At 58.5% G+C, this 25,225-nt stretch carries 21 protein-coding genes; 15 read left to right on the forward strand and 6 right to left on the reverse strand.

What is annotated here, in order from left to right; all coding sequences use genetic code 11:
• Positions 1–30 precede the first annotated feature (30 nt).
• The 3 genes from DBY20_03320 (at position 31) to DBY20_03330 (ending at position 4,108) form a co-directional block, all read left to right on the forward strand.
• Positions 31–1,533, forward strand: a complete 1,503-nt coding sequence (locus tag DBY20_03320; GenBank protein PWL78921.1) for a carboxylesterase/lipase family protein — start codon at positions 31–33, stop codon at positions 1,531–1,533.
• A 26-nt stretch (positions 1,534–1,559) separates the two neighbouring features.
• A complete protein-coding gene (locus DBY20_03325; protein ID PWL78922.1) occupies positions 1,560–2,774 on the forward strand; it encodes a hypothetical protein in 1,215 nt (404 codons plus the stop codon).
• 158 nt (positions 2,775–2,932) lie between these two features.
• The gene (locus DBY20_03330) at positions 2,933–4,108 is read left to right on the forward strand and encodes a hypothetical protein (GenBank protein PWL78923.1); all 1,176 of its coding nucleotides are present in this window, start codon (positions 2,933–2,935) and stop codon (positions 4,106–4,108) included.
• Positions 4,109–4,349: 241 nt separating this feature from the next.
• On the opposite strand, the gene DBY20_03335 is transcribed toward DBY20_03330, so the two are convergent.
• Positions 4,350–5,252 carry a hypothetical protein gene (locus tag DBY20_03335; protein PWL78924.1) on the reverse strand — a complete coding sequence of 301 codons (903 nt, stop codon included), beginning with the start codon at positions 5,250–5,252 and terminating at the stop codon, positions 4,350–4,352.
• Between the two features lie 574 nt (positions 5,253–5,826).
• Positions 5,827–6,807, reverse strand: coding sequence for a glutamine-hydrolyzing GMP synthase subunit GuaA (locus tag DBY20_03340; protein ID PWL78925.1), 981 nt, complete (start codon positions 6,805–6,807; stop codon positions 5,827–5,829).
• A gap of 239 nt (positions 6,808–7,046) precedes the next feature.
• On the opposite strand from DBY20_03340, the gene DBY20_03345 reads away from it, so the two are divergent.
• The 5 genes from DBY20_03345 to DBY20_03365 all read left to right on the forward strand — a co-directional run bounded on the left by DBY20_03345 (position 7,047) and on the right by DBY20_03365 (position 14,124).
• On the forward strand, positions 7,047–9,809 hold the full coding sequence (locus DBY20_03345; GenBank protein PWL78926.1) for a hybrid sensor histidine kinase/response regulator: 2,763 nt from the start codon (positions 7,047–7,049) through the stop codon (positions 9,807–9,809).
• A gap of 113 nt (positions 9,810–9,922) precedes the next feature.
• Positions 9,923–10,318 (forward strand): hypothetical protein, encoded by a 396-nt coding sequence (locus DBY20_03350; protein ID PWL78927.1) that lies wholly within the window; start codon positions 9,923–9,925, stop codon positions 10,316–10,318.
• 49 nt (positions 10,319–10,367) lie between these two features.
• Positions 10,368–12,554, forward strand: coding sequence for a hypothetical protein (locus DBY20_03355; protein ID PWL78928.1), 2,187 nt, complete (start codon positions 10,368–10,370; stop codon positions 12,552–12,554).
• The gene (locus DBY20_03360; protein PWL79409.1) at positions 12,436–13,077 is read left to right on the forward strand and encodes a hypothetical protein; all 642 of its coding nucleotides are present in this window, start codon (positions 12,436–12,438) and stop codon (positions 13,075–13,077) included. Before DBY20_03355 ends, DBY20_03360 begins: the two co-directional genes overlap by 119 nt.
• A gap of 9 nt (positions 13,078–13,086) precedes the next feature.
• Entirely contained in the window at positions 13,087–14,124 is a 1,038-nt protein-coding gene (locus tag DBY20_03365) for a hypothetical protein (GenBank protein ID PWL78929.1), read from the forward strand.
• Positions 14,125–14,145: 21 nt separating this feature from the next.
• Here DBY20_03365 and DBY20_03370 read toward each other — a convergent pair whose 3' ends face one another.
• A complete protein-coding gene (locus DBY20_03370; GenBank protein PWL78930.1) occupies positions 14,146–14,484 on the reverse strand; it encodes a transcriptional regulator in 339 nt (112 codons plus the stop codon).
• Between the two features lie 12 nt (positions 14,485–14,496).
• Positions 14,497–15,771 carry an ammonia permease gene (locus tag DBY20_03375; protein ID PWL78931.1) on the reverse strand — a complete coding sequence of 425 codons (1,275 nt, stop codon included), beginning with the start codon at positions 15,769–15,771 and terminating at the stop codon, positions 14,497–14,499.
• Between the two features lie 131 nt (positions 15,772–15,902).
• Here DBY20_03375 and DBY20_03380 point away from each other — a divergent pair, with 131 nt between their 5' ends.
• The 6 genes from DBY20_03380 (at position 15,903) to DBY20_03405 (ending at position 21,862) form a co-directional block, all read left to right on the forward strand.
• Entirely contained in the window at positions 15,903–16,580 is a 678-nt protein-coding gene (locus DBY20_03380) for an SAM-dependent methyltransferase (GenBank protein ID PWL78932.1), read from the forward strand.
• 60 nt (positions 16,581–16,640) lie between these two features.
• Complete coding sequence (locus tag DBY20_03385; GenBank protein PWL78933.1) at positions 16,641–17,006, forward strand: histidine triad nucleotide-binding protein; 366 nt, start codon at positions 16,641–16,643, stop codon at positions 17,004–17,006.
• A gap of 219 nt (positions 17,007–17,225) precedes the next feature.
• A complete protein-coding gene (locus DBY20_03390; protein ID PWL78934.1) occupies positions 17,226–17,495 on the forward strand; it encodes a DUF997 domain-containing protein in 270 nt (89 codons plus the stop codon).
• Entirely contained in the window at positions 17,485–18,987 is a 1,503-nt protein-coding gene (locus tag DBY20_03395; GenBank protein PWL78935.1) for a sodium/panthothenate symporter, read from the forward strand. Before DBY20_03390 ends, DBY20_03395 begins: the two co-directional genes overlap by 11 nt.
• 112 nt (positions 18,988–19,099) lie before the next feature.
• Positions 19,100–19,858 (forward strand): class I SAM-dependent methyltransferase, encoded by a 759-nt coding sequence (locus DBY20_03400; GenBank protein ID PWL78936.1) that lies wholly within the window; start codon positions 19,100–19,102, stop codon positions 19,856–19,858.
• A 195-nt stretch (positions 19,859–20,053) separates the two neighbouring features.
• Entirely contained in the window at positions 20,054–21,862 is a 1,809-nt protein-coding gene (locus DBY20_03405) for a histone acetyltransferase (GenBank protein PWL78937.1), read from the forward strand.
• On the opposite strand, the gene DBY20_03410 is transcribed toward DBY20_03405, so the two are convergent.
• A complete protein-coding gene (locus DBY20_03410) occupies positions 21,859–22,776 on the reverse strand; it encodes a UDP-N-acetylenolpyruvoylglucosamine reductase (GenBank protein PWL78938.1) in 918 nt (305 codons plus the stop codon). The genes DBY20_03405 and DBY20_03410 overlap by 4 nt on opposite strands.
• 109 nt (positions 22,777–22,885) lie before the next feature.
• On the opposite strand from DBY20_03410, the gene DBY20_03415 reads away from it, so the two are divergent.
• Positions 22,886–23,989, forward strand: a complete 1,104-nt coding sequence (locus DBY20_03415) for a hypothetical protein (GenBank protein PWL78939.1) — start codon at positions 22,886–22,888, stop codon at positions 23,987–23,989.
• Positions 23,990–24,112: 123 nt separating this feature from the next.
• Here DBY20_03415 and DBY20_03420 read toward each other — a convergent pair whose 3' ends face one another.
• Positions 24,113–25,159, reverse strand: coding sequence for a branched chain amino acid aminotransferase (locus DBY20_03420; GenBank protein PWL78940.1), 1,047 nt, complete (start codon positions 25,157–25,159; stop codon positions 24,113–24,115).
• Positions 25,160–25,225 lie beyond the last annotated feature (66 nt).

A 25,225-nucleotide genomic window follows, 5' to 3' on the forward strand; every position in this document is an offset into this window, starting at 1 on the left:
AACATTGTGCGCATTCATGATTCGAAAGGAATGGAAGTAATTATGCAGGCAGAAACCAGAACGGGAGTGATGCAGAGCGTCACCCTCGAAAGCGGAGTCGAAGCCTTCTTGGGAATCCCCTATGCAAAGCAACCTACTGGCGAGCTACGCTGGAAAGCTCCTGTCAGGTTGGAGGACTCGGACGAGCATCGGATTTGCGACTCGTTCGGTCACTCGGCATGCCAGTTCAAAGACGAGGTTGAACCAGCCTCCCTGCACGAGCAGGGCGAAGATTGCCTCTCCCTCAATATTTGGGTCAATGGGGCTGGGAAAACCAACCTCCCCGTCATGGTTTACATTCACGGAGGTGCCTACTTTTCCGGCGGATCCGCCGATCCCCTTTACAACGGCGAGCATTTCGCCCAAAGCAAAGACGTGGTGATCGTCTCCATCAACTACCGTCTTAACGTGTTCGCCTCGATTGCACTCGACTGCCTACCCGGTGGCGAAGAGTATAAGGAGTCCGGCTACCTCGCGATTCTCGACCAAATCAAGGCTCTCGAGTGGATTAAGGAGAACATCGCCGCCTTCGGAGGAAATCCGGACTGCATCACGCTGTTCGGCGAATCGGCAGGATCGTCTAGTCAAGCCCTTCTCGCTATCCTTCCCCAGGCGAACACGCTCTTCCAGCGCGCCATCCTTGAATCCGGCCCCATACAGCTTTACAAAACCAAGGAACGCGGCGAAGCGTTCACGAAGGAATTCGCCGAGATCATGAAATGCGAAACCGCGCAACAGCTTTTGGCGAAAACTTCCGACGAGCTCCTTGCTGGAATGCAGGTTTGGTGCGATAGGCACACCTACGAGGTATCCCTCATCTTCTCGCCAACCTGCGATGGGTCGTTCCTTCCCCTCAAGCCGATGAAGGTCTGGAAGGAAGGCGCCGCGAAAAACATCGATATCATGATCGGTTGTACAGAAGACGAGTTCACTTACTTCAAATTCTATTTCGAGGATTTGCCGAGCTTCTGGCATGGCCAATTCCCCATTCATTTCGACGATCAAATCGACACAATCGATTGGGAGGAGAAGTATCGCGAAGCTTACCCCGAAAGAGATTTCGGGGAATACTACACCGACTTCATGAATGTCACGGGCTTCTTCGTCGGCGCAGACCTTATGGCCGAAGAGCAGTCCGAATACAAACCCGTGTACAACTACCTATTCCGCTACAAGTCGCGTATCGAGGGAATGGGGGCATGCCACGCCATCGAGGTTCCCTTCGTCATGAAGAATCTCAACACCCCGAACGGCCTCATGTTCACCGGTCCGAACCCCCCGGCGCATCTCGCCGAGCAGATGAATACGTGCTGGTATAACTTCGCCAAAACCGGCAAGCCTTCTGTCGAGGGAGTGGAGGAATGGCCTGTCTACACCGCAGAAGATCGCGCTCATATGGTCATCGACGAGAATGGGTGGATTGTCAAACATGACATGCGCGCGAAAGACGACGCCGTGTTCCGCCCCATGTATAGCGTTCTGCTGAACGACTAGTGATTCGAGAGAAAAAGGAAAACACCATGGATAAGGAAATGAAACTATCGGGTTATCGATGGGTTGTGCTGCTCACCGTATGCCTTATTTGCTTCATGGCAAACTTCATGCAATACCAGGTTTCAGCATGGGGCGTCGTCGTTATGGACACCCTTGGCATCGATGTCGCGGGGCTTACGAATCTTATGCTGATGCCCATGCTAACCGCAGTGTTTCTGAGCATACCCGCAGGTTCGCTTGCCGACCGTTACGGCGTAAAGATTGTGGTCTCCGTCGGACTTATTTTGTCTGTCATCGGCGGTTTCATTCGCTTCTTCATGATTGCGAACTTCGCCGCCCAGTTGGTTGCCATGTTCTTGATTGGTTGCGGAATCGCTTGCCTCAACGCCAACCTCGCGAAGGTACTGGGAACCTGGTTCAAGCAGCAGACCTCTCTCGCAATGGGCTTCTTTTATGCAGCATCGTGCGTCGCCATCGTCGTCGCCCAGGCATTCAGCACGATGTTCCCGACTCTCGGGATCTCGTACCTAGTTGCAGCGGTTGCCCTTGCCGTCACCGCGCTCTTGTGGATTCTCTTTATGAGCAATGTCCCCAAAGGCGAAAGCCTTCCTGAGCCCGAGCCCGTCATCAAGTACCTCAAGATTGCAATCAAATCGCGCAACGTTTGGTTTATCGCGCTCGCCTATGGCCTGACCCTCGCTTCTACCACCGCTTACTGCTCAATCCTCCCCTCCGCGCTTGAGCTCGCACGCGGCGTCGAAACCTCGGTCGCTGGATCGATGGCGGCAATCATCACCGTTGGCAGCTTCTTCGCCTGCTTCGCCGGCCCCGCCGTCGTACTGAAGCTAGGCAAGAACAAGCCCTTCCTCATCCTCACCACCATCGTCGCTGCAGCGGTCATGATTGTGAACTGGTTCCTTCCCCTGGGAGCCATCATGTGGGTCGTACTCGTCGTCAACGGCTTCATGACCGCCCTCTCCGGCCCTATCATCCAAGCGATGACCCCCGATTTGCCGGAAATCGGTGTGAAGTATGCCGGTTCAGCTGGCGGCATCATCGGCACCGTCGGCCTTTTGTGCTCGTATTTCATTCCCGTTATCGTCTCGACGATCACTGGTGACAATTGGACGATGAACCTTTGTGTCGAGTCTGTCCTGTTCCTCCTGAGCGTAGTGCCAATCGCCCTGTTGCCCGAAACCGGAATCAAAGCTAAGCTGCAGCAAAGCAAACAATCCGAATAATTTCCCCTGCCGAACCCGCCTCGGCAGACTGCAACCAATCGGAAGGCCCCCTCCTCCCGCATCGCCTTCCGACAATTTATCTTCCTTCGCTGCCCATCGCCATATCCCCACATCAGTGAGCATGGGCAGTGAAGGAAATCGAACGAGAGGACGTCGACATGCCATTGCGGCGTTTTGCAATTCTGCTTTCGGTATGCTGCCTCGCTTTTACGGGCAACTTCATCCAATATCAGGCATCCGCCCTGGCCCTCGATATCATGCCGATGCTGGAAATCAACTCCGTTGGTTTTTCCACCATGTTTCTCGTTCCCATGCTTGCGGCAGTCTTTTTCGGAATCCCCTTTGGACTCGCCGGAGATAAATTCGGTCCCAAACGAGTTGTCGCAACGTGTTTTGCGATTGCTTGCATAGGGGGGTTGCTCAGGATAATCACCCTTTACAGTTACCCCCTTCAATTGGCTTCGCTCTTCCTTATAGGCATCGGAATGGCGGCATTATCGACAAACGTCGTTAAGACCATCGCCCTTTGGTTTGGAAGCAAGACAGACACAGCTGTTGGCGTCTACTATGCAGTATCCTGTCTGGGAATCGTCGCCTCACAAGCAGTGGGGGAACTGTACGACTCGGTCCGCCAAGCATACGTCATCGCAGAAATCGCCCTCGTAGCCGTGACGGCACTTTGGGTTATCGTCGATAAGAACCTTCCAAACGGCGTGAATCCCCCGAGCGAAAAGCCAGCGCTCAACACGTTTCTCGTGGCAGCAAAAAACACCAATGTCTGGCTTATTGCTCTCGCTGTCGGATTCACCCTCTCATCCAGCACAGCTTTCGCTGGACTGCTTCCCCAAGCGCTTGAATCAGGCAAAGGAATGAGCGGATTCGCTGCAGGGAACATGGCAGCCTCGGTAACCATTGCAAGCATTTTCGGATGTATCGCGGGACCTGCACTGTGCGCACATCTTAAAAGCTTTAAGCCCTATCTGATGATTATTAATATTGTCGCAAGCGCAGCAATGCTCTCCGTTTGGTATGTCGAAGGCAATGCTTCCCTACACTTCACTCTGGCAGCAAGTGGCTTTCTTTCAGCCATGACAGGGCCAATCCTTCAAGCTATGCCCGTCATGATGAGGGGAATCGGAAGTCGTTTCGCAGGAAGCGCCAGCGGCATCATCGGCACCGTCAGCCTTGCGATGTCGTTCCTGCTGCCGATATTGATCTCCGCATTATCTAACGAGAATTACGAAATCGATCTCATCATGCAGGCCGCCTGCTTCGCTACCAGCATCCTCCCTATTGCGATGCTCTCGAAGATCGAGAAGGAGCAGCCTGCATAGCCTGTCTTTCAGATCTCCAGGAACCGTGTATACCACCGCGCGACTTGAGGCTGCCGAGGCCGTCCGCAAATAGCACGCCTATACGAAGCGAATTGGCTCATGGCTACGACACGCAGCAGGCTTTATGGGCAGTATCCCAGAGCTAGCGCCTCAAGGGCCATCGCCTAAACCGTCGCCACCCTTCTTCTTGAAAATCGAGGGTCGCGCCCAGCAAGCCCCGAAGACCCGCGCACCCCATACGCTACAGCATCCCGAGCAGCTCCTCGTCGGTCGGGTTGTCGAGCGCGTCAATCAAATCGCGCACCTCCGCAAGCTGGCCTTCCAGCTCGTCGAGCCGCGCCTGGATCCGCTCCTTCTCCGCACGCGCGAACATGCCCAGGCCAGCGAGCTGTTTGCGCAGCTCGTCCTCTTCGGCGCACAGGCGCTTGCCATCTGCCATGAGCTCCGCCCGATCAGCCTCGTGCGCCTCCTGAAACGCCGCCGAAAGCCGCGTACGCTCGGTCTTTAACACGACGCCCGCTCTGGCTGCCACTTCCTGCGTGAACGACTCGGGAAAACGCTGCACAATGCTCTCGGGAATTGAGGCCGCATCGAGGCTGGTGCATCCGCGAAACGCCCGCGGCTCGATTTCCTCCACGCTCTCGGGTATCACGACCTCGCGAAGGGCATGGCATCCCGAAAAGGCCTCTTCCCCTATCACCTTCAACGTGCCGGGCAGTTCGATCCGCTCAAGTTCGGTGCAGCTTGCGAACGCACGTCGGCCGATTGTCTTCAGGGCACCAAACTGCACGTCAACAAGCGAGGTGCAACGTTGAAAAGCATAGCGGTTGATCTCGGTCACCCCAGGCGCCACGATGCGGGAAAGCGAGGTTGCTCCCTGGAACGTGGCGTCGTCGATGCAGCCGAGCGTTTCAGCGAACGTTATCTCGCGCATGCTCGGAATATCCGCTGTCTCCCTTTGCAAGTACGAGTACGGGGAGCGCACTCCGAAGGACCCCATGATCGCCGAGATCGCCCGCTGCCTCGAAGTGAACCCCTCCTCTCTCAAATCCGACTGGGGAAGCGACGCGAACGATGCGATACACATGCTGTTCGAGCTGGAGGAGGCGTTCTGCCTCGAGCCTACCAAGGTTGGGGAAACCATCGTGCTGGCCCTTCCAGAAGACTTGGGCAGCGAGGACCAGGAGGCTCTGGCAAAGGCGCTTCGCCATTGGTATAGGAACAACAGAGACCTGAAGGACGATGAGCTGACGAGAGACGAGTATGTTGCCTGGAAGGACTCCTTCAAGGCCTAGATTCCCTAAATAGAACCGCAAACGGCCTCGTCAGAGGCTGTATTATGCCGTGACCCGTTTGTGACCCAAACCGCAAAATTCTCTTTTAGGATTGTTGATACGTTGCCGTATCAGTTTTGTGGTTGCAGGTGGCTAGCGGGTCTGCATCACCTTAGGTGGCGTATTACAGCAGGTAGTGATACGGACTCGTATCAACCGTTACTCTTGGTGATTTATTCCGATTCCGTAAAAGTCGCAGGTAGATATTGGTAATTCCACCTGTTAGCCACTTGCGAAGTGGCCTCATTATGACCTAGTTGTCTTAGGTCACGCTGCTACGAGTTTGTATATGAGCTTACGCGATTAGATATAGAAACACCCCTTGAGCAGGTAATTCTCAAGGGGTGCACTAGGTCACATATTGATACGTTATTGTATCAAATACTACTCCCACTCGACGGTGCCGACGGGCTTGGGCGTGAGGTCGTAGCATACGCGGCATACGCCGGGCACCTCGTGGGTGATGCGGTCGGTCATGCGCTTGAGCAGCGCCCAGTCGAGCTCGGGCACCTCGGCGGTCATGACGTCGACGGTGTTGATGGCGCGGATGATGACGGGCCAGTCGTAGGCGCGCACGCCGTCGCGCACACCGGTGGCGCGCATGTCGGGCACCACGGCGAAGTACTGCCAGACGTCGAGGCCGGCGTTCTCGATCTCCTCGCGCACGATGGCATCGGCCTCGCGCAGCGCCTCGAGGCGGTCGCGCGTGATGGCGCCGAGGCAGCGCACGCCCAGGCCAGGGCCGGGGAAGGGCTGGCGCTCGACCATGTTCTCGGGCAGGCCGAGCTCACGGCCGACGACGCGCACCTCGTCCTTGAAGAGCAGCTTGACGGGCTCGACGAGCTCGAATTGCAGGTCCTCGGGAAGGCCGCCCACGTTGTGGTGCGCCTTCACGCCGTCTTGCGACTCGAGGATGTCAGGGTAGATGGTGCCCTGCGCGAGGAAGTCGACCTCGTCGCCGACCTTGCGGGCCTCCTCCTCGAAGACGCGGATGAACTCGCCGCCGATGATCTTGCGCTTGGCCTCGGGCTCGTCGACGCCGGCGAGCAGGTCGAGGAAGCGGTCCATCGCGTCAACGTAGACGAGGTTGGCATCCATCTGGTTCTTGAACACGTCGATGACCTGCTCGGACTCGCCCTTGCGCATGAGGCCGTGGTTGACGTGCACGCACACGAGGTTCTTGCCGATGGCCTTGATGAGCAGCGCGGCCACCACCGAGCTATCGACGCCGCCGGAAAGCGCGAGGAGCACCTTGCCGTCGCCCACCTGCTCGCGGATTGCCGCGACCTGCTCGTCGATGAATGCCTGGGCGAGCTCGGGGGTCGTGATACGTACCATGTCGTCGGGTCGCTTGTTGGGGTCCATGCGCTTCCTCCTCGAAGGCGTCGTGATTAAGTCGTCGCGGGTGATTCTAGCGCATTGTCCGCCGCGCATTTCGCGTGACAGGCGATGGATGACCGACTGGGGGAGTAGCATCGACGTAGGGCGATTTGCAGCGGCGTCACATTCCATCTCCGCATCCTAGAACATACAATAGGTGGGATGGCGCAGCGTCGAGGGCTTGACGCAGCGCATCTTGGACATCCGAAAGGGGAGATGCGTCGATGTACCACGGTGAGCTCACCATATACCTTTCCGGTCTCGATGATGCGAGCGAGCAGACGCTGCGGGACATTCCCGCAATCGCTCCCTTCACGCATCGTTTCGTCTCGACGCCATCCTTCGACTCGAACGTGGCGGCCGATGCCGACCTGACGATCGTGGCACTGGGTGCCGATGCGGACACCTGGGTCCTGCAGGACTTCCTGGAAGACAAGGACGAAGGCTGCGATGTCATCGCGCTTGCACTCACCGGGCGCACGGCCGAGACGGTGGGCTTGCTTCCCTGCCTATCCGACGTCTGGCCCGAGGATATGTCCGCCGAAGAGCTTGCCTGGCGTTTTGACCGCTGGCAGCAGCAGCGAAAGGAACAGGCTGACGCGCAGGAGACCGCGCAATTCCTCGAGGTCACCATCAACTCGATTCCCTGCCTCGTCTGGTACAAGACCGCCGATGGCATTCACGAGAAGGTCAACGATAGCTTCTGCGAAACGGTCGGCAAGGAGAAGGATGACGTGCAGGGGCGCGGACATGCCTACATCTGGGATGTCGAGACAGATGATCCCGCCTGCATCGAGTCGGAGGCTCAGGTCATGGCTACGCGCAAGACCTGCGTTTCCGAAGAGGTGGTTCAGAGCGGCAGTGGCACGAAGCTCCTGACAACCTATAAGTCGCCGCTCTACGACCTCGACGGTAGCGTTATGGGCACTGTGGGCGTTGCGATTGACGTGACGCAAGAGCGTGCCTACGAGCGCGACCTACTCCAGAAGAACCAGACGCTCGAGAACATGTTCACTGCCATGGATTGCGGCGTTCTCACGCACACGCTTGACGGTACGCGCGTCATTGGCGTGAATCAGGCGGCGCTCGACATCCTCGGGTACGAATCCGAGGAAGACCTGCTCGCGCACGGATTCGACATGGTGGCCGATTCGGTCGTCGACTCCGACAAGGAGATGCTACGCGAGAAGCTCGCCACGCTCGAGCATGCGGGTGATAGCGTGAGCTTCGAATACAGCGTGCATCACGAGGACGGCAAGATCTTGCACGTGCTCGGGAGCGCCAAGCTGATAGAACAAGATGGCGAGCTCTTGTATCAGCGCTTCTTGCTGGACTATTCCGACCAGAAGCACGAGGAGGAACGTCGCGAGCGGCGTCAGCAGTCCTTCATACGCGCCCTGGGCGTAAACTACCTGGTCGTGTGTTCGTTCGACTTGAACACTGGCAGGGGAGAGCTACTGCGCATCTCGGACGACGCAGACGAAGAGCTGAAGGGCATTTTTGACGGGCCTCTGACCTACGAGAAGTCCCTCTACGACTACGTGAACATCCGAACACTGCCTGACGATCGCTCCATGCTAAGCGATATGCTCGCGCGCGATCGTGTGCGCGAGGAGCTCGAGGAGCGCAAGCGCATCAACGTCATGTACCGCTCGCTTGTCGATGGCGTGATGGGATACCGTCAGGTGACGCTCGTACGCGCCGGATCGTGGACGGACGATTCCGACGATGACCGCTTGGTGGTCATGGGCTTGCGCAACGTCGATCGCGAGACGCGCGAGGAGATCGAGCGCAAGGAACAGCTCGAGGAAGCACTGCAGCGCGCCAATCGCGCAAACGAGGCAAAGAGCCTGTTCCTCTCCAACATGAGCCATGACATCCGTACGCCCATGAACGCCATCATCGGCTTCACGACGCTGGCGACCAATCACATCGACGATGTCGAACGCGTCGAGGACTACCTGGACAAGATCCAGGCTTCCAGCACCCATTTGCTCGATCTCATCAACGACATCCTGGATATGAGCCGTATCGAATCGGGAAAGGCTTCGGTCGAGGAAAAGCCGTGCGATCTCATAGAGGTAACGGAGCACCTCGGCTCCATCGTCCAGTCCGAGGTCAGCGAGAAGGGTTTGCACTACGATGTCGACCTCTCCGGATTGCATCATCCGATTGTCATGTGCGACGAGCTCAAGCTGAAGCAGGTGCTGCTCAACATACTCGGCAACGCCGTCAAGTTCACGCCTTCCGGCGGTTCGGTCTCGTTCTCGATATCCGAAGCCGCTTCGGATGTCGACGGAAAGTCGAATTACACGATGACGATTGCCGATAGCGGCATCGGAATGGACGAGGCCTTTATCAAACACATCTTCGACCCGTTCGAGCGCGAGCGGACCTCGACTCTTTCTGGCACGCAGGGTACCGGCCTGGGCATGTCCATCGCCAAGCGCCTCGTGGACATGATGGGTGGAGATATCGGCGTGACCAGTGTCAAGGGCGAGGGCAGCACCTTCAGCGTGATGCTGCCCCTCGAGGTGCTGGATAAGGATGCTATTGCGGTTCAGGAGGGATGCGTGCGTCAGGAGCTTTCTGAACAGCTGCACGGCCTGCGCATTCTGCTCGTGGATGACAACCTTCTCAATCGCGAAATCGCCACCACCTTGTTGGAGGATGCGGGTTTCGTGGTCGAGCAGGCGGTTGATGGAAAAGATGCGATTGATCGTCTATCCAATGCCGAACCCGGCTATTACCAGTTAGTGCTCATGGATATACAGATGCCGGTCATGAACGGGTATGAGGCTGCGGCCATCGTGCGCTCCATGGACGATCCGGTTATCTCGCACATTCCCATCTTGGCCGTGACCGCCGATGCATTCGAAGAGGATCGCCAAAAGGCGCTTGATTGCGGCATGGACGGGCACATCGCCAAGCCAATCGAGATTGACGGTTTGCTGGCCGCGTTGGAGGGTGTCCTGCTTCCTGCATAGCGCGTGGTGACAGCCTTCTCTACAACGCGTCTTCGAGCGATCGTGGTCTTTGGCATTCCCCGTGCATCGCGATATAATCGACGTGTTTTTTCATTGCGATGAGGGAGACCAACATGGCCAAGAAACTAGTTGCCGTTTTCGTGACGCTTGCCTGCGCGTGCACGCTGTGCCTCGCGCTTGTCGGTTGCGGCGGTGGAGACTCCAAGGCGAACTTTGTCGGCGCCTGGGAGCTTGAGACAATCGAGGATGCGGATCTGGGTACGGTGGACGCGACCATCCTCAAGCAGATGAACATGCCCATTAACATGACGCTCAACGAGGATGGCTCGGCAGACTTCATCATGTTCGGCCAGAGCATAGATGCCACGTGGAAGGCCGACAGCGCCACGCAGATGACGCTTACGCTCGCCGGTGAGGGCGATGCCATTTTCACGCTGGCAGAAGGCAAACTCACGAGCGACGACGGCGAGACGACGATGATTTTCACACGGGGTGACCAGGCATCATAGCCAGCCCGTGCAGTCATTTCATTGCGAAGAAAGGCCCGCTTGCACATGCATGCGGGCCTTCATGTACGAGAAGGAGGGCAATCGTATGAGCGATACTGTTCAGGGTTCGGCAGTTGGTACACAGGTCGAGACCATCGCGACGGTGTGCGGTGGCTGTCACAACACCTGCCCGATGTTCGTTGACGTGCGCGACAACCATGTCGTGTTCGCGCATGGCGTTCCCGGCAACAAGCGCACGAATGGCGCCCTTTGCTCCAAGGGGCTTGCCGCGCCGCAGATCGCGCATGATCCGCGCAGGGTCATATACCCCATGCGTCGCGTGGGTGAGCGTTGCAGTGGCGAGTTCGAACGGATTAGCTGGGACGAGGCGCTTCGCGAGCTGGCCATGCACATCAACGAGGCCGTTGCGCAGTACGGGCCCACCTCCGTCTCCATCTGCCGCGGTCAGGCATGCGGTTGGGGTTTTACCTACGACATGACGCAGCGCTTTGCGCACTGCGTGGGCACCGAGGTGGGGATGGGCGCTTCGGAGTGCTTCGTGCCACGTGCGATTGCCGAGGGGATGACCTACGGCGGCATGCCGTCTTTCGTCGATTATCCCAACGTCGACCTTATGATCTTCTGGGGCAAGCAACCGGCGTTTTCATGCGCACCCGCCATCAAGAAGATCTACGATGCGCAGGAACGCGGAGCCAGGCTCGTCGTTATCGACCCGCTGCATTTCCACCTTGGCGCGCATGCCGACACCTTCATCCAGGTCGAACCCGGCACCGACCTCGCCATGATGCTTGCCATGATTCATGTCATCGTCAACGAAGGCCTCTGGGATCGCGACTTCGTCGACGAGTACACCAACGACCCGGGTCTTGCCAAGCTTACGGCGCACATCAATGGCGACAACAAGCTCGGCATCGCGTATACGCCGCAGTGGGCGGCCGGGATTTGCGGCGCTCCGGCCGATGCCATCACGGCGCTGGCCCGCGAGTACGCGACTACGCCACGGGCCTCCATCACTTCCGGGCATGGTCTCGAGGGACGTGTAAACGTCACGCAGACCACGCGTGCGCTCTGCATCCTGCGCACCATCACGGGCCATCTTGACCGCGAAGGCTGCGATCTCTTCACGCAAAAGAGCCCAGCGCGCAATCCGGAGTTCACGCTCATCGATCATGTGCTACCCGATTTCGAGCCTGCCGGTCCCACGATGATGTTCCACGTTCCGCCCTACAACCCGGAAGATTCCCGCTTTCCCCTGCTCTTCAATGGCCAGGGGCTGCTGCCCACGCCTGACGTTCTGCGTACCATGGCCGAAGGCAAGATCAAGGTCGCCATCTTCCAGGGGGCCAATCCGGTCGTCACGCAACCACAGCCCGATGTCACCATGGCCGCGCTTGCCAAGGTCGACTACATCGCGACCATCGATCCGTATTTGAGTGAGACCGCCCAGTGCGGCGACCTCGTCTTGCCGGCGGCAACCTACCTCGAGCGCACCGAACCCGAGTGGTTCAAGTCCGATTCGTGGTTCCCGGAGATCACCCTGCGCCAGAAGGCCGTGCAAGTGGGGGAGGCCAAGCCGGACACGCAGATCATGATCGAACTCGGGCGCGCTTGCGGCTTCGTCGAGGAGTTCCCCAGCGAAGACATCACCTGGTACATCGACGAGTGCCTCAAGCCCTCGGGCATTACCTACGAGCAGCTGCTCGCTCATCCGCATGGACTCGAGTACGGCAACATCGAGTACGAGAAGTTCGCGAAAGTGGGCTTCCGTGCACCAGGAGGCAAGGTCAACATCGTCTCCGAGGTGCTGCTCGAGAATGGTTTCGATGGGCTTCCCAACTGGGAGGACAGCTCCGAATCTCCCCGCAGCAAGCCCGAACTTGCCGAGAAGTACCCCTATGTCGTGTTCACGGGCCGTTCCGGCCCCATGTACGTGCACGAGCAACGCCGCACGATTCCGTGGCTGCGCGAGATGCAGCCCGAGGCGCGCGCGATGGTCAACAGCGACCGTGCCGCGGCGCTGGGCATCGAGGACGGAGATTGGCTCAGGGTGAGTTCACCGCGCGGGTCGATCACGATCAAGGCCGAGGTCACGCCCATACTCAAGGAGGATTGGATTTATGTCCCCGGTGGTTGGGTTGATGCCAATTACAACTATCTCGGCATCGATGACGACCTTGACCCGATTTCAAGCCAAGCGAACTACACCATGTGCCTCGGCACTATCGAGAAGCTCTAGGGAGGCGGCCATGTTCTACGAACTTCATTTTGACGTCAATCGCTGCGCACAGTGCTTCGCCTGCGAGGTCGCCTGCAAATCAGCCCATGACCTGCGCCCGCACGCTCAGGATAAGCCGGGTAGCACCGGTCCGCGCTATCGCGAGGTCATGACCACCTACGAGCGTGACGCCAGCTGTCCCATCCAGTATGTCTCGATGGCCTGCATGCACTGCGCAGAGGCGGCATGCATGGCCGTCTGCCCCGCCAAGGCCATATACCGCGACCCCGAGTTCGGTGCCGTGCTCGTGGATTCGAACAAGTGCCTCGGCTGCCATTATTGCTCGTGGGCCTGCGAGTTCGGCGCTCCGCAGTTCGGCGCCGATGGCCTCATGCAGAAATGTGACATGTGCATCGATCGCCTGCGTGATGGCCTCAAGCCCGCCTGCGTCGAGAACTGCTGTGGTGGGGCCATAAGCATCGGACCAGCTGGCGAGCCCGAGCGCGGGGTGCGTCAGCAGGCGGCCCAGCGTATGCTTCGCTAGCGTGGGAGGATGCATGATGGAGGTCGATTCGTGAGCAACGGGGAATACAAGCTCAAGACGATGATCGTGGACGAGCTGCCGCTCATCGCGTTTACCACGTGCGCGCCTGCGGCACTTGGCGTCGCTTTTGTTGCGCTCGTGGAGGGTATCGTCGCGTTCTCGAGCACGGGGTTGTGGTTCGGGGGCTGGCGCTTTGCCGCGCTCGCCGTCGTCTTCACGACAGTCGGCATGCTTGCGTCCGTGATGCATCTGGCAAAACCCCTGCGTGCTCCACGCTCGCTTGCCAACGTGAGGAGCTCCTGGCTCTCTCGCGAGATTTTCGTCGTTTCGGCGTTTTGGGGTATGCTCGTCGTATGGCTCGCTCTCGCGCTCATCGCATCGGGGACGCTTCCGTTTGCGCGCGTCGATGCCTTTACGGCGCTCGTCTTGGGCTGGCTCTCCCTTTGCGTCTGCACCGTCGCCTGCGTCGTGGGGCTACTGCTCGTCTTCGTGATCGCGCGTGCCTACCGCGTCATGGGACAGCCGGGGTGGAACGGCCCCGAGACGCTGTTCGAGTTGCTCGCCGTCGCATTGCGCGTGGGCGTTGTGGCTGCGTGCTGCCTCGTGCTGCTTGCCGCGGAGTACATGGACGTCCCGCTCTCTCCGTGGATTGCGGCCCTTATCTCCGTTGTCTGCATCGGCGTCGCCATTGCGCTGGACAAGTATGCGAGTAATGCGCGCATGCATAGGCTCTCGCTCGAGATCGATGCCGGGGCTAGCCCCCATGGGCGTGTTCCTGCGGCGCTGTCATGCGTTGTCACGTGGCAGGCCGAGCGCGGCTACGGATTCGCCCTGAGCTTCTCGGCAGCATGCTTCATCGTGCTTGCTTGCCTTGTGCCCGCGTTCCGGATCATCGCCGTCGTCCTTGCCATGCTGTGCGTACTCGTCGCCCAGGCCATGCTGCGTGCGGCCTTCTACGGCTTCTGCAATCCGTCTCGTACAGCCTCGCGTTTTCCGATGTGCAGGCAAACGCAGGCGCGAGGACAATCCCCGCGCCTGCACGCGTAAATCTGATATGTCCGAAGGCGACTAGATGGCCTCGACGCCCTGTTCGCCCGTGCGGATGCGCACGACTTCATCGACGGGACTCACGAAGACCTTGCCATCTCCGACTTCGCCGGTGCGGGCCGTCTCGCAGATGATGTCCACGAGGTCCTGAACGCGGTCATCATCGACCACGAGCTCGAACTTCACCTTGGGAACCATATTGAGCAGGACCTCGGTACCGCGGTAGTATTCGCTCCAGCCATGCTGATTGCCGCAACCCATGACCTGCGAGATGGTCATGCCCGCGATATTGGCGTTGAATAGGGCCTCCTTGAGGGGCTCGAGCTTTTCCGTGCGTACGATTGCAACGATTCGCTTCATTGTCTTCCTCCCTTAGTCAAGACCCAGATATGCGGGGTACGCGCTCTCGCCATGAAGTGCGACGTCCAAGCCGGTGGCCTCATCGTTTTCGTTCACGCGGGCTTTGCCGCGATAGACTGCCTTGACGATGAAGCTCAGTACGAGACCCGCGACGATGACGAAGGCAAGCGTGACGAGTATGCCGAGTATCTGGCTTACGAGCAAGGAGGGGTTTCCCGTGTAGAAGAGTCCACCGTAATCCGTCCATGAGAGGCTCGGCACGCAGAACAGACCGGTGAGGATACCGCCGACGATACCGCCAATGGAGTGGCAACCGAAAGCGTCCAGGGCATCATCGTATCCAATCTTCCTCTTGAGGTATGAGATGGCGAAATAGCAGCAGGGCGAGACGATTATGCCCATCACGATCGCCGCCCAGGGTTCGACAAAGCCAGCAGCAGGCGTGATGGCGACAAGGCCCGCCACAAGACCCGTGCAGGCGCCGACGAGCGTCGGCTTGCCGACCTTGACGCGCTCGACCACAATCCAGGAGAGCATGCCCGCCGCCGATGCCGCGACCGTGTTGAGGAGGGCCAGGGCGGCGATGCCATCTGCCGCGAAGGCAGAACCGGCGTTGAAGCCGAACCAGCCAAACCACAGCAGACCCGCACCGAGCATGACGAATGGCACGTTGTGGGGACGGTAGCTCATGAGACCGAAGCCCTTGCGGCGCCCGATGACGAGGCAGAGGATGAGACCGGTCACGCCGGAGCTGATGTGGACGACATCGCCGCCGGCAAAGTCGAGTGCTCCGATCATGCTACCGATGAGGCTGCCCTCGCCGCCCCATACCATGTGCGCGAGCGGGGCGTACACAAGCGGGACCCATAAGATGACGAACAGGATGAGGGCGCCGAACTTCATGCGTCCGGCAACGGCACCGGTGATAATGGCCGTCGTGATCATCGCGAAGGCGAGCTGGAAGCCGATATTGACGATGGAGGGGTAGACATTGCCCTCGGCGTTTTCGCTCGCCTCGGCAAGCATGTCCGTTACCGTCGAGAAGCAGCCGATCTGATCGATGCCTCCGAAGAACGGTATCGACCCATCGCCACCATAGGCGAAGGACCATCCGAACAGGACCCAGATGACGCCCACGACGCCCATGGCGCCCATGACCATCATCATCGTATTGACCACGTTCTTGCGTCTGGACAAGCCTCCGTAGAAGAAGGCCAGGCCAGGGCTCATGAGAAGCACCAGCATGGTGCAGATGAGCATGAAGGATGTTGTTCCCGTATCAAACATTGTTTCCCTTCCTTTCTTCTCCTCCTGACACCTCAATTTTTCGTCGAGCAATGTTTCCATCGAGTTTCTGGGGTGTTACTTTGTGTTAATGCTGGCTCGATTGGCATTAGAAAGACGCGAGGAAAAGATGCATGGACGCGAGCAGTGTCAATGAATTGAAGCGGGCTGGACTCGAGTTGAGACGCGATGCGGATGGGCTCATTCTCGAGGGTGATGGCATGCGCCTGCGCGCGAGTTTCGACGATATGAAGCGGCGCCTGCTCCACGGCAAGCTCAACGGCGAGCTTCTCGTGCGTGCCGCACGCCTCAAGGGTATTGAGGAGCCGACGCTCGTAGACGCGACGGCCGGCCTCGGGCAGGACTCCCTGCTGCTCGCGGCTGCCGGCTTCTCCGTGACGCTGATCGAATGCAACCCGGTCATCGCCGCGATGCTCGTAGATGCCATCGAACGTGCGCGGCGTGACCCAGAGCTTGCGGATGCCGCCGGACGCATGCGGGTTATCGAAGGCAATAGCCTGAAGGTCCTGCGCGATCTTTCAATGCCGCCCGATGTCGTCTATCTTGATCCGATGTTTCCGGGGCGTAGCAAGAGCGCTGCGGTAAAGAAGAAGTTTCAGCTCCTGCATCGGCTCGAGATGCCCTGCGAGGATGAAATGGCGCTACTCGAGGCGGCGCGCGCAGCCCATCCGCGCAAGATTGTCATCAAGCGGCCGGTCAAGGGTCCGCATCTCGCGGGTGTCAAACCCGACTACACGTTACGGGGAAAGGCCGTGCGCTACGATTGCATCGTCATGGCGCGCGAGTCTTGACGCGGGAAGAAAGTGGCGCGAGTATAGACGGCATGTTTCATACGTCGATGAGGAGTGACCATGAGCAACGATTGCATTTTCTGCAAACTTGTCGCAGGAGAGATTCCGTCCACCAAGGTGTACGAAGACGATTACGTATACGCGTTCGACGATATCGAGCCTGAGGCTCCCGTCCATGTGCTCGTCGTCCCCAAGACACACTACCACGAGCTTAACGGCGAAGTGCCCGCAGAAGCCCTCGGTCATATCATGGCGGCAATTCCCAAGGTTGCCAAGATCAAAGGCGTTGACGAGTCGGGTTTCCGCTGCATCATCAACGTTGGCCCGGATTCCGCCCAGACGGTGCCGCATATGCATGTGCACGTCATCGGAGGTGCCAAGATGGGTCGTGCCACCTTCGAAGGCTCCTGGCGCGAACAAGCATAAACGCATGGACAAGTGAACGGGGCGGGCGGTGCCGTCTACCGCTTGCCCCGTTTTCAGTTTGCGTGCATCTGCGCTATCATGCGCGAAACATGATGCCTTGCACCGTGGCGACACTCGTTATGGGGCCGCACACAGTACGTGCGGGCTTTATGTATCGAATGGGGCGCATCGCGTCGCCCACGTACAGAGCTTGTATTCGAAGAGAAACGGGACTCGCATATGACGTACAAGGAAAAGCTCCAACAAGCCAATAGGGAGGCGCTGGCGGCCGTCATTGGCCTCGTTGCGACTATCGTCGTGTGGGCGCTGCTCGGATTCGGAGTCGCGCAGACGGGCATAGTCGTCTTCTCCACGCCCCTCTGGGTCATCACCGGATGTTTCGGCACCTTCGTTTTTGCCGTCATCTTGTCAATCATCATGGCGAAGTTCGTCATGCATGACGTTGGCCTCGAAGACGATGAGGGAGAGGGGGCCGACAATGGAAGGTAATCCGCTCACGCTCATTCCCGTCCTCGTTTTTCTGCTCATCACCTTTGCGGTTGTCATGCGCATCAACAGGCGCGTTGCCGTCGAGGGCAAGGACTTCGTCTCGGAGTATTTCATCGGAAGCAGGAGCCTCGGTGGTTTCGTGCTTGCCATGACCACTATCGCGACCTATGGCTCGGTCAGCTCGTTCGTGGGTGGTCCCGGCCAGGCATGGTCCGTGGGCTGGGGCTGGGTGTACATGTCGGCCGTCCAGGTGACCGCCCTGTTTCTCCTCTTCGGCATCCTTGGCAAGAAGCTCGCCCTCATCAGTCGCAAGATCGGGGCCATCACCATCATCGACGTGTTGCGTGCGCGCTACAAGTCGGATGCCATCGCCAACATCTCTGCTGTCATCATCCTGCTCTTCTTTGTCGCGATGATGGTTGCCCAGTTCGTCGGTGGTGCCAAACTCTTCGAGTCAGTGACGGGATACAGCTACGTCATTGGCTTGCTGATTTTCGGCATCGTGGTCATCTCGTATACGACGGTTGGCGGTTTTCGTGGCGTGGCGATAACGGATGCCATCTGCGGTGTCATGATGATCGTTGGCATCGTCATCCTTGCGGCGGGTATTCTTATCGCTGGTGGTGGCTACGAGAACATCATGAATACGATCATGGTGGAGAATCCGGGCATGATGGATCCGCTTTCCGACGGGCAAATGCCCATCGGGCTATACGTGACGCAGTGGTTGCTCGTGGGCGTGCTCACGTTTTGTCTGCCGCAATCCGTCGTGCGCTGTATGGGGTTCAAGGATGAGAAGGCCCTTAAGAACGCCATGGTCGTCGGCACGGTCATCATCGGCTTGATGATGATTTGCGTCACCTCGCTCGGCGTGCTTTCCAAGGGTGTGCTTCCCGGGTCTCTTGACGAATATGGCGGCTCGGTAGATAACATCATCCCATCTGCAATCATGAACAGTCTTCCTGCCTGGCTCGCCGGCATAGCGATCGTGGGGCCAATCGCCGCATCGATTTCCACGGTCTCTTCTCTGCTTATCAGCTCTTCCTCGTCCATCATCAAAGACATGTACATGCATCATTGCGAGAAGAACGGCAGATCGGTTGCAGATACACGTATTTCGACCCTTTCCCGCATCTTCACGTATGCCGTTGGCATCATCGTGCTCGTGATCGCCATAGCGCCACCCGATGTCATCTGGAAGATCAACATGTTCGCTTTCGGTGGTCTCGAGACGGCATTTTGCTGGGTGTTCGTGATGGGACTGTTCTGGAAGAAGGCGCATGCCTGGGGTGCACTTGCCTCGATGGTCGGAGGCGTGGCAGCGTACTGCATCACGATGGCGATGGGTTTCAAGCTCTTCGACCTGCATCAGATCGTCATAGGAGCAAGCCTTTCGCTTGTGCTCATGCTTGTGTTCTCGTGGCTGGGAACATGGCGAGATAAACGGCGGGGCATTGTCGACCAGCCTGACGGGGTCTTCTTCGTTGCCTAAGGGGTGCGCGGACGGCGCATCTCGCCTCGATGGGGAGCGCGGGTAGCGCTTGTGTTGAAAGAACAGGCGTTGACTCCTGTCCGCAAGCATTTGACAAGATAAATGCCGTACAATGCGACGCATGGATTTCAAGACCGCGCACACGCTCAATGCTCTTACCAGCGATTTCTACGGCCGCTGTGCCGCTTCCTTCGCGCAGACGAGGACGCGTCCCTGGCACGGGTGGGAGCGTTGCATCAACGCGATTCCCGACGCGCTTGCCAAACCCGAACTATCCGTCCTCGACCTTGGTTGCGGCACCCTTCGCTTCGAGGGTTTTCTCCGGGCAAATACGCGTGCACGCCTGAACATATATGGTGTTGACGCCTGTCCGCAGCTCCTCGCAAAAGACCACGACGTGCATTTCATCGATATGGACATCGTGTCTAGATTATGGGATGGAACGTTTCGCTCATGCTTACATGATGTGCCCGAATGTGAGATGATCTGCGCATTCGGCCTCATGCATCACATACCGGGCACGCAAGCCCGTCAGGCACTTCTCGATGCAATGGTCGAAAAGACGAAACCACAGGGATACCTTCTCATCTCGTTCTGGCAATTCGAACGCGATGCACGCTTGGCACGCAAGGCGGCTCGTGCGACGCATCTTGCCCTTGAATGCTACCCTGACCTGCAACTTGACGAGAATGACTGGCTGCTCGGATGGCAGGACGAGCCCGATGTGCTGCGCTACTGTCACAGCTTCACCGAGGCCGAAATTGACGCGTTCGTCAGTCACATAGCCGACAGGGTGCAACTCATCGATCGCTTCAACGCCGACGGTCCCAACGACGACCTCAATTGCTATCTCGTCCTTCGACGTATATAGACAGCATAAGCGCGGACAGCGCGCCGAGCCGAGGTCTAAGGGAGCGAGCCGAAAGGATCACGAAGTGAGCCGTCGGGGAGCGACCGTCGAGGCGAGGCGCGTTGTCCGCGCTCCCCATCGAGAAGAGGTATGTCGCCTGCCTGTTTTCGCGTATCGATTCACATATTGGCGCACGAACCGATAGAATCGTGCATCATGTACGAAGTACTCGTTGACATACTCGATGCCATGCGTGCTCAAGGGCAGCTCGATGCCCTTGAGCTTGGCCAGATTCTCAATCGCCATAACAAGCAAGCTGGCACGCGCGAGCGCAAGTATTCCAAGAAGCGCTTGCTGCCATATTATCTCAAGCTCAAGGAAGAAGATCCGGTTGCCTGGGCGCAGCTCGGCGTTGACGAGGAGCTCGAACGTCAGCTCTTCGCGACGCTGCGCATGAAACCGCGCCGTACGGCAAGTGGTGTCGCCACCATCACGGTGATTACTAAACCCGCACCCTGTTCGGGTAACTGCCTCTATTGTCCCAATGATGTGCGCATGCCCAAGAGCTACCTGCATCGCGAGCCGGCCTGCCAGCGCGCCGAGCGCAATTACTTCGATCCCTACTTGCAAGTTGCCTCGCGTCTACGTGCGCTTACGCAGATGGGACATGCTTGTGACAAGATCGAACTCATCATTCTCGGTGGCTCCTGGACCGATTACTCGCAGGGCTATCAGATCTGGTTTATGACTGAGCTCTTTCGCGCACTCAACGAGGCGCCTGTCTCGGATGAAACGCTGAAGGCTCGACGCGAACGCTATCGTATGGCTGGTATCGACGGACGTGACGAGGTTCTCGAAGAGCAAACTCGTGAGGTTCAGTGCCAGGTAAACGAAGGCGTGCTCGACTATAACGAAGCCATCGGTAGTCTCTACGGTACGGAAAGCCCGTGGGAGCATATCGCATCGTGGCAGACAGCTGACCTTGTCGAGCTTGGCGAGCAACAGCGTATCAACGAACATGGCGCGCACCGCGTCGTCGGGCTCGTTGTCGAGACGCGCCCCGAGACCCTCGATGTGGCAACGCTTGCACGATTACGTCTGCTCGGATGCACGAAAGTGCAAATCGGCGTGCAAAGCCTGCGTCCGGAGGTTCTCGCGCTCAACAATCGCCTTGCAAACGAAGATTCCCTGCGTCGTGCCTTCGAGCTGCTACGCATTTTCGGCTTCAAGATCCATACGCACTTCATGCTTAACCTGTATGGCTCTGACGCTGAGGGTGACAGGAGCGATTACGAGCGTTTCGTGAGCGATGCCGCCTTCCAGCCCGATGAGGTCAAGCTCTATCCCTGCGTGCTCGTGGAGGGGACGGGACTTGTGGCCAAGCATGATGCGGGGGAGTGGCGTCCTTATGGCGAAGACGAGCTCATCGCCTTGCTTGCGCACGATATATGCGTGACCCCGGCGTTCACGCGCGTCTCGCGCATGATTCGTGACATATCGGCGCAGGACATCATTGCCGGCAGCAAGAAAACGAACCTGCGTCAAATGGTCGAGGCTTCCAATATTCTGCATGACCAGCCAGTACACGAGATTCGCTACCGTGAAATCGCCGGCGAGGAGGTCGACACCAATGATTTGCGACTCGATGAAGTCGCTTACGAGACGACGAATACGAGTGAGCGCTTCTTGCAATGGGTGACGCCGCAGGGAAAGATCGTCGGTTTTCTGCGTCTGTCACTACCGCATGTGGAATATATGACCATTCATGCAAGCGAACTGCCCGAGGAGCTCGGCTGTGCAATGATTCGCGAGGTGCACGTCTACGGGCAAGTCGCGAACCTGCATCGGGCCGATGGCAGTGCGCAGCACTTGGGGCTGGGTAAACAGCTCGTCGAACGGGCTTGCGCCATCGCGCGTGAAGCGGGCTTTGCCCGCATCAACGTCATCAGTTCCGTTGGGACGCGTGACTACTATCGCAAGCTTGGTTTCGTGGATGGCACGCTTTATCAGACGCGGGATATCTAGTCGTCAAATCCCCACATGCGGACTTCTGGCTCGAGTCTGACGCCGGAATCGGCGAAGACGGCGTTTTGCACGTCCTCGATGACCTGGCGCACGTCGTGGGCGGTTGCCGTACCCATGTTGACGACGAAACCGCAGTGCTTGGAAGAGACCTGAGCACCGCCACGGGTGTGTCCGCGCATGCCCGCATCGTCGATGAGCTTGCCGGCATAGTGTCCAAGCGGTCGCTTGAAGGTGGAACCGGCGCTGCCGAGCTCAAGGGGCTGCTTGGCGCAGCGCTGCTCGGTGAGCTCGTCCATGCGGGCGCGGATCTGCTTCTTGTCCCAGGGCACAAGCTGAAGCGTTGCCTCGAGGACGATGTAGCCCTCATCCGACATCATGGAGTGGCGATAGCGCCAGTCTGCCTCGGATGCGGGAACCGTGATGATGCGTCCGTCCGGAGTCAGGCACTGGACCTCGGTGCATACGTGGGCGAACTCTCCGTCATAGGCGCCGGCGTTCATGATGGCGGCGCCGCCGATGCTGCCGGGAATGCCGCTGGCAAATTCGTAGCCCGTGAGTCCTGCCGCGCAAGCTGCCTCGGCGACCTGCTCGTTCGTGGCGCCTGCTTTGGCGATGAGCCGTGTGTCATCAACGCGGATATCGCAAAAGTGCTCGCCGAGACATATACACACGCCCGAGAGGCCGGCATCTGCGACGAGAAGGTCGCTGCCGCAGCCGATGACATGCCAGGGGGCGTTTGCCGTACGGCATGCCTCGAGGACGGCGACGAGCTCGTCAATAGAGGCAATCGAGATGAAGAAGTCAACGGGACCGCCCACCTTGAAGGTGGTGTGCTTGCTCATGGGCTCGTTGGCATGGAGCCTCTTGGCATCGATTGCATCTGTGAGCATGCGGGCAAGTGTATCTGTATCCATGGAATAACCTTCGTTGTCATCGTATTGCTTGTACGCATGATACCCGACAATGTCCCAGCTATGAGCTACAATACCCGCCCGTGACCAATTTAGCCGGAAGGGACGTCTCATGATTGCAGAGTACAAGAACGACAAGGTCGCGCTTCTCAGCGCGCTCGAGCAAGCCGATGCCAACCTGCACGCTCATGTCGCCACCTACGCCGTCATCGAGACTGAAGACCCTGCCACGCCGTTCGAGATCTGCCTCGTGCATGATTGCGGCAATGAGGATGACGCGGCCCGCCTGCTCAACGAGCGTCTCTTCGATCGCGCCTTTCTCGATTTCGGGTACAAGGAGGTGCGTGGCGAGGACAATCTCGAGGGCGTCATCTACGCGCCCATCGAGGAGCTTTTCACCGACAAGGTATGCATCGGCGTCGCATCGCGTTCGATGTTCGATGACGACTTGTCGCGCGTGCGCATGGCACGTGGCGCCGAGGAGGAAGAAGTCGAGGAGACCGACGACGTGATGCGCTTCGTCCACTTCCTGAAGGCAATTGACGGTCGAGTAATTGACGGCGCTCCTGCCCGCACGCTTGTTGCCGAGGATGTCGCGCAAGTGTGCGGTCTTCTCTTCAAGTACGTGACGGGTACTGATGGCGATACGCAGTGCGTGGTGGCCTTTCAGCGTACGCAGCGCATGTGGATTCAGCAAAAGTCGAGCTATCTGCTCTTTGACGGTGCCCAAAGCGAGCCGCAAGCGTTTGCGAGCCGCTCTATTCGCGTGGGGACGACCTTCGACTTCGTGCTCTTTGGCGACAATGTCTTCTTCCGCAACTTGCGTGCGCTCGAAATACTGTTCAAGTTCAACAAGCTTGTGAGCCAACGTGCCAAGGACTATGCAGACACGCTCGATGGCATCGTCGCTGATTTCGAGAAGCTCGATGAGCGCATCGACGCGAGCAGAGGCGTGGCGAACAAGCTTCTCAAGATGCAGCGCGAGGGATCGCCCGTTGCAGAGCTTGAGCCCGAGGAGCTCGAGATGCGTGCCAATCGTATCGCGTACTACAGCCGCAAGCTCAAGTTCAACGAGGACGGCAAAATCATGCTTACGACCAATCGTGAGGTGAACGACTTCCTGCGCATGCTCAATGACGACTTCCTCGTTTCGCCACTTACTCAGGAGGAGTACGAGGCGCGTTCGAAGAAGCCCCTCGGTCGCGATAACGAATAAGCGGGCAGGTGGGACAAGGGGACAGGTCATTTGTCACGCTGAGGTTCGTGTGACAAATAAAAATGAGACAGTTGCTCAGAGCAACTGTCTCATTTTGCATCTCTGGCCGAAATGGCGAGTCCGCTAGTCGATCTTGACGACCCAGCCTTCGGGACCTTCGATCTCGCCGCTTTGGATGCCGGTGAGCGTCTCGCGCAGCTTGGTCATGACGGGGCCGGGCTTCTCCATTCCGCTGATTTCGATGACCTCATCGTTATAGGTGATCTTGCCGACGGGGCTGATGACGGCTGCCGTGCCGCACAGGCCGGCCTCGACGAAGTCACCGGCCTCGACCTCGCTCATCTTGACGGGACGCTCGTCGACCTTCATGCCGAGCATGTCGCGTGCGACGACTACGAGCGAACGACGCGTGATGGAAGGCAGGATGGAGTCCGTATGGCTCTGCGGGACGACGAGCGTGCCCTCCTTGTTCACGAAGATGATGTTGGCACCGCCGGCTTCCTCGACGTAGGTACGGCTCTGCGAATCGAGGTAGAGATTCTCGGCAAAGCCATTGGCGTGGGCCTCGACGTTAGCCTGCAGGCTCATCGCGTAGTTGAGGCCCGCCTTGATGTTGCCGGTGCCGCGCGGTGCGGCGCGGTCGTAGGCGCTCACGCAGATGTGGATGGGCACGGCACCACCCTTGTAGTATGGGCCGACGGGCGTGACGAGGATGCGGAACTGGTACTCGTCAGCTGGCTTGACACCGATGACCTTCCCCGATGCAAACATGAAGGGGCGGATGTAGAGCGTGGCGCCGCTGCCGAAGGGCGGAACCCAGGCCTCGTTCGCCTTGACGACTTCCTTGACGGCTTCGATGAAGCGCTCCTTGGGAAAGGGCGGCATGCAGAGGCGTTCCGCGGTCTCGTACATGCGCTCGGCGTTGAGGTCGGGGCGGAAGCAGACGATTGATCCGTCTTCGGTCGTGTATGCCTTGAGGCCCTCGAAGCATTCCTGGCAGTAGTGTAGGATGCCAGCGCATTCGCTTATGGTGATGTTATGGTCGGGTGTAAGCTCGCCTGCACCCCAGGCGCCGTCCTTGTACTCGCAGACGTAGCTGAAATCAGTTTCCATGTAGCTGAAGCTCAGCTCGCCCCAATCCAGGTCCTTCTTCTGCGTCACGGCAATCATCTCCATCCATCGGCCGTGTGTTCACGTAGCCATTGATTCTATAGCAAATGTCCTCGCGTGCGCCCT

This window comes from Coriobacteriia bacterium (assembly GCA_003149935.1).
Classification (GTDB): domain Bacteria; phylum Actinomycetota; class Coriobacteriia; order Coriobacteriales; family QAMH01; genus QAMH01.

What these genes read in the sequence shown, in the direction of transcription:
- DBY20_03320 (PWL78921.1), top strand. Translation starts at nt 31, where the DNA reads ATGGAAGTAATTATGCAGGCAGAAACCAGAACGGGAGTGATGCAGAGC.
- DBY20_03325 (PWL78922.1), top strand. Translation starts at nt 1,560, where the DNA reads ATGGATAAGGAAATGAAACTATCGGGTTATCGATGGGTTGTGCTGCTC.
- DBY20_03330 (PWL78923.1), top strand. Translation starts at nt 2,933, where the DNA reads ATGCCATTGCGGCGTTTTGCAATTCTGCTTTCGGTATGCTGCCTCGCT.
- DBY20_03335 (PWL78924.1), bottom strand. Translation starts at nt 5,252, where the DNA reads ATGGTTTCCCCAACCTTGGTAGGCTCGAGGCAGAACGCCTCCTCCAGC.
- DBY20_03340 (PWL78925.1), bottom strand. Translation starts at nt 6,807, where the DNA reads ATGGACCCCAACAAGCGACCCGACGACATGGTACGTATCACGACCCCC.
- DBY20_03345 (PWL78926.1), top strand. Translation starts at nt 7,047, where the DNA reads ATGTACCACGGTGAGCTCACCATATACCTTTCCGGTCTCGATGATGCG.
- DBY20_03350 (PWL78927.1), top strand. Translation starts at nt 9,923, where the DNA reads ATGGCCAAGAAACTAGTTGCCGTTTTCGTGACGCTTGCCTGCGCGTGC.
- DBY20_03355 (PWL78928.1), top strand. Translation starts at nt 10,368, where the DNA reads ATGCGGGCCTTCATGTACGAGAAGGAGGGCAATCGTATGAGCGATACT.
- DBY20_03360 (PWL79409.1), top strand. Translation starts at nt 12,436, where the DNA reads ATGTCCCCGGTGGTTGGGTTGATGCCAATTACAACTATCTCGGCATCG.
- DBY20_03365 (PWL78929.1), top strand. Translation starts at nt 13,087, where the DNA reads ATGCATGATGGAGGTCGATTCGTGAGCAACGGGGAATACAAGCTCAAG.
- DBY20_03370 (PWL78930.1), bottom strand. Translation starts at nt 14,484, where the DNA reads ATGAAGCGAATCGTTGCAATCGTACGCACGGAAAAGCTCGAGCCCCTC.
- DBY20_03375 (PWL78931.1), bottom strand. Translation starts at nt 15,771, where the DNA reads ATGTTTGATACGGGAACAACATCCTTCATGCTCATCTGCACCATGCTG.
- DBY20_03380 (PWL78932.1), top strand. Translation starts at nt 15,903, where the DNA reads ATGGACGCGAGCAGTGTCAATGAATTGAAGCGGGCTGGACTCGAGTTG.
- DBY20_03385 (PWL78933.1), top strand. Translation starts at nt 16,641, where the DNA reads ATGAGCAACGATTGCATTTTCTGCAAACTTGTCGCAGGAGAGATTCCG.
- DBY20_03390 (PWL78934.1), top strand. Translation starts at nt 17,226, where the DNA reads ATGACGTACAAGGAAAAGCTCCAACAAGCCAATAGGGAGGCGCTGGCG.
- DBY20_03395 (PWL78935.1), top strand. Translation starts at nt 17,485, where the DNA reads ATGGAAGGTAATCCGCTCACGCTCATTCCCGTCCTCGTTTTTCTGCTC.
- DBY20_03400 (PWL78936.1), top strand. Translation starts at nt 19,100, where the DNA reads ATGCGACGCATGGATTTCAAGACCGCGCACACGCTCAATGCTCTTACC.
- DBY20_03405 (PWL78937.1), top strand. Translation starts at nt 20,054, where the DNA reads ATGTACGAAGTACTCGTTGACATACTCGATGCCATGCGTGCTCAAGGG.
- DBY20_03410 (PWL78938.1), bottom strand. Translation starts at nt 22,776, where the DNA reads ATGGATACAGATACACTTGCCCGCATGCTCACAGATGCAATCGATGCC.
- DBY20_03415 (PWL78939.1), top strand. Translation starts at nt 22,886, where the DNA reads ATGATTGCAGAGTACAAGAACGACAAGGTCGCGCTTCTCAGCGCGCTC.
- DBY20_03420 (PWL78940.1), bottom strand. Translation starts at nt 25,159, where the DNA reads ATGATTGCCGTGACGCAGAAGAAGGACCTGGATTGGGGCGAGCTGAGC.